The organism is Thioclava sediminum (assembly GCF_002020355.1).
GTDB classification, from domain to species: domain Bacteria; phylum Pseudomonadota; class Alphaproteobacteria; order Rhodobacterales; family Rhodobacteraceae; genus Thioclava; species Thioclava sediminum.
This window is the reverse complement of record NZ_MPZV01000008.1, coordinates 1-1,553: the sequence shown is the minus strand read 5'-3', so window position 1 is coordinate 1,553 and position 1,553 is coordinate 1. Positions and strand designations below refer to the sequence as shown.

Genomic DNA, 1,553 nt, shown 5'->3' with positions numbered 1-1,553 from the left:
GGGGACTTCGCGGTCAATCTCTGGGAAAAAGGGGGTGTTCACATTTGTCCCCGGGTGGGGACACAGCTGGTGTCCCCACCCCCCCCAGCAAGTGCTTGAAATTCCACGATCTTTTTTTTTGCCCCTCTAATGATCTAAAAGGCGGGAAAAAATCCACGCCTGACCGCCCGGCAGCGCTCCTCCACAGAGCTGGCGGACGGGTGGGCAGGGGTGGAGTTTTTATCGCCTTGAAGGGGTGAGGCCCCTTGCGGGCCGAAGCCCTTCAACCGCGAGCGCTTGCGCGAGTGGCGAAGGGGGGTCTGGGGGGAAACACAACCGTGCGTTGATGCACACCGAGTGAAGACCGGGTGTTCAACGTGTCAGCCTTCGAGCTGCACCAGATGCACCCCAAACGAGCTGAACTTGGGGTGACCTCCCGCGCCTACTGGTCTTGTTTGATACTACTAATCAAGAGACGCCCCCCCGCGGCGCGCCTGGCGGCACGCTCACGGGGAGGCGTCCAGGTGATTATCCGTTTCTCACTCGACCTTGAGGGCCTATTCGCCCTTTCCAAGCCCTGTGCTTGCTGAGAGTGCGGGACCGCCGGGTAAGCCCCCCGGCGGAAGGACCGAAACCCCTAAAGGGGCCCCTCGGTCCTCTGGCTCTGCCAGTTGTCGATTACCTCAAACCATGCGCCTCCGGCGCTGCGAGCTGCGAGGACGGTGGCGCGCTCGACCCTCTCGGGCTTTTCGCTGAGACAGGGAAGAACGAAACGGCTGCCCCCCGCCCGGGTGGCCAGGTGGAGGGCAGCAGCTCCGGAGCGATCGTAAGGCGGGATCGGAACGCCTATTCGTCCAGACTCGCAGCTTTGCGGCGAGCGGGCAAGTCAGGCTCAAGGCCGGGAATGGCCGGCTCTGAGGGCGGCGCCAGCCCGTCGCCGCTGGGGAGCTGCCGTTCCCCCGGGAAGAGGCTGGGAAGCTCTCTGAGCGGCTCCTGAGCGCCCAAATCGGCCTCGTCGGGCTGTTCCGCGTCCGAGACCACCACAGCGGCCGAGAAAAGGCTGTAGCGCATCCCCTCGCGCCTCCCGGTCCACGCCACCCGGTCGTTGATCACGTAGGCGTTGACGGTCCCTGTATCGCCGATCTGCCGGACCTCGATCCAATTCCCCTGCACGAGATCCCGAACGGCCCGCTTAATCGTTCTCGGATTCCGATCCATGATGGCCGCAAGCGTCTTCTGGCTGACCACCACAGCGTTATGATCTCCCACCCGTGCAACCAGAAGGTGAAGAAGCTCTGCGGCCCGTGGTGACTTGCGCATGAGCGCGGCCCACGCTTCGTGCGCCTCTCGCTCGGTCTGGACCCAGTGACCCTTGGGCTTGGCTTCGGGCAGCTTCTCCATGCGTAAAGGTTCCTCATCCGGTCATTACTGGGTGCTTACCGATGTCACACGGTGGGGACATCTGGGTCCAGTTTCTGGACACATGACTACCGCAAAGGGGACTTCGCGGTCAATCTCTGGGAAAAAGGGGGTGTTCACATTTGTCCCCGGGTGGGGACACAGCTGGTGTCCCC

1 protein-coding gene is annotated in these 1,553 nt (G+C 63.2%); it reads right to left on the bottom strand.

The window, feature by feature from the left end; genetic code table 11:
- Positions 1 to 825 precede the first annotated feature (825 nt).
- Positions 826 to 1,380, bottom strand: a complete 555-nt coding sequence (locus BMI91_RS19640) for a helix-turn-helix domain-containing protein (RefSeq protein ID WP_078606361.1) — start codon at positions 1,378 to 1,380, stop codon at positions 826 to 828.
- Between the last annotated feature and the right edge of the window lie 173 nt (positions 1,381 to 1,553).

Coding starts and splice junctions, on each gene's coding strand:
- BMI91_RS19640 (WP_078606361.1), bottom strand. CDS start 1,380: ATGGAGAAGCTGCCCGAAGCCAAGCCCAAGGGTCACTGGGTCCAGACC.